General features: G+C 61.8%; 1 protein-coding gene. It reads left to right on the top strand.

What is annotated here, in order from left to right; translation table 11 throughout:
* On the top strand, nt 1–2,049 hold a 2,049-nt coding region (locus tag E5X88_RS33435; RefSeq protein ID WP_292168537.1), incomplete at both ends, for a conjugal transfer protein TraA.

Below are 2,049 nucleotides of genomic sequence, written 5' to 3'. Positions count from 1 at the left end.
GTGGCAGCCAGCCCAAAACGCGGCGAGCGGCCGCCCGGTCGATCTTCGCGACTAAGGCGCGGTCAGCAGCGGCCCGCCCAATGGAAGCGCGGCTAGCGGCGGTTGCCCAGGGCAGCCAGCCAGCGGTCGTCAAAATGGCATCCTATGGCGGCGGCGCGAGGGTAGGGGCGATGCTGAATTATGTGTCGCGCGGCGGCGAGCTAGCGGTCGAGAACGAGAATGGCGAGCGCATTGGTAGCCGCGAGGATCTGGCGCGGTTGCGGGGCGACTGGAATCATCTGTTCCAGAACCGCGCAGAGAGCCGCGATATCGGCAGCTTCACCGTCGAGATTTCGACTGCGGCGGTTTCGTCAGACGAGGCGATGCATGAGCTGGTCAGGAACAGTTTGACGAGCACGTTCGGCGATCGACGCTATGCTTACGCTGTCACGCACCAGGCCGACGGCGCGCTGACGGTTCAAGGAGCGGTCGTTCTCAGAAGTGGGCAGGGGGAGCGGCTGACTGGCGACGACAAGGCCGCCGGAATCATTCAAGCGCGATATGACGCGAGTGCGGCCGCGCAGGATGTGGCGGCGCAGTTCTCGTTCCAGGGCTACGGCAACGGTGTCGAGTATGGCGCCAGCAAATTGCGGAGCCTGGTCGAACGTCATGACGGCAACGTTCGCGACGACCGCGGCCAAGTCATCGGTGACGAAAAGCTCGCTGGCGACCTGGTGCAAAAGGAATGGCGCGGTGATCTGCACAGCCGCAAAGGCCGCGACGTGATGCACCTGATCCTGTCGGCCCGGGCCGGCACGAATGTCGAGGCGTTTGAAAACGCTGCACGCGAATTCCTTGCCGAGCAGTTCGCTGGCCATCGCTATGTGTTTGCCATGCATGATCCGGCCAATGATCCGAAGGAAGAAGGCGAGGGGGGCAAGCGGCCACATGTCCATGCGCACGCGATCATCACGATGCGATCGGAATCGGGTGATCGGATCGAGACGACGCCTCAGGTGTTTCGCGAGTGGCGGGGCACAATGGCGGAGAAGGCCCGGGCGCAGGGAATAGCGATGGAGATGACCGATCGTCGCGAGTTCGCCGCTCCGCCCGCCTTTACCCGCAATCAGGTGAGGCCGGTGAGCAGGGAAGGGCGGACCGAGCACGTCGGGACCAGCGAAACGGCGCAGGGACGGTACGACGCCAAGCGGGGCGGCCGGAGAAGTCTGGCGAAGGCCGAGAGGAGCCGTGAGTATGCCATAAAGGCAACGCAGAGTTGGCAGAAAATCGCGCTTGCCAGCGGTGATCAACGGATCGTCGCCTATGCAGAACAGCAGCGGGACCATTTGACAGCAAGCCTTTCGGCAGGTCAGGCGGAAGCTACACCAAATGTGGTGCATGCAGATTTCGGCTCAAAATTCCGCGCCAATCTGGTAACATTGCAAAAACTCGTATTGGAGGGTCAGGACGTGCGCGAAACATCCAGGGCTGAATTTGAGGTTTACGAAAAGCAAGTCGAAACGGCGCTGTTCAAACTTGAAAGAAGTGTTGGGCCTGACGACCGGAGCGATTTTGATGAGGTTGCCAACCTGGCGCGTGATCACGTCAATCAGCGTCGCGAGTTAATGGCGCTGCATGAGCAGCGAAACGAGGCGACGGAAGGGCAGGGCAGGGAAGAGATGCTTCCCACCGCTGAGCGCGACGTTGAAGCGGAGCAGTTGAACGCCGCGATCGCCAAGCATGGCGCGGCGGCCGTTGAGGCCGCGAATGAAGTGCTGATCGAGATCGAAGCCAGGGCAAACATGCTGGTCGACCTGGAAAAGGTCGAACCGGAGCAGGACTCTGAAACCGGCAGTTATCGCTATCGTGAGGTGAGCGAAGACGAGCGGCAGGAGACCGACCGGATGAGACAGCGAGGCGAACAAGCGTTGGAAGAGGCGATTGGCCGCGCGGCGCAGCTCGCGATCGAGGGCAACACCTATATACGTGAAGTGGCCGAGCGAGACGATCCTGACCTGATGCGCGCCATCGAGGAGGCCGAGAAGAATGACGCCGCGCGGCCGGAAAAAT

It is taken from the genome of Mesorhizobium sp., from assembly GCF_004962245.1.
GTDB lineage: Bacteria > Pseudomonadota > Alphaproteobacteria > Rhizobiales > Rhizobiaceae > Mesorhizobium.
This window is presented reverse-complemented; position numbering and strand designations above follow the sequence as displayed.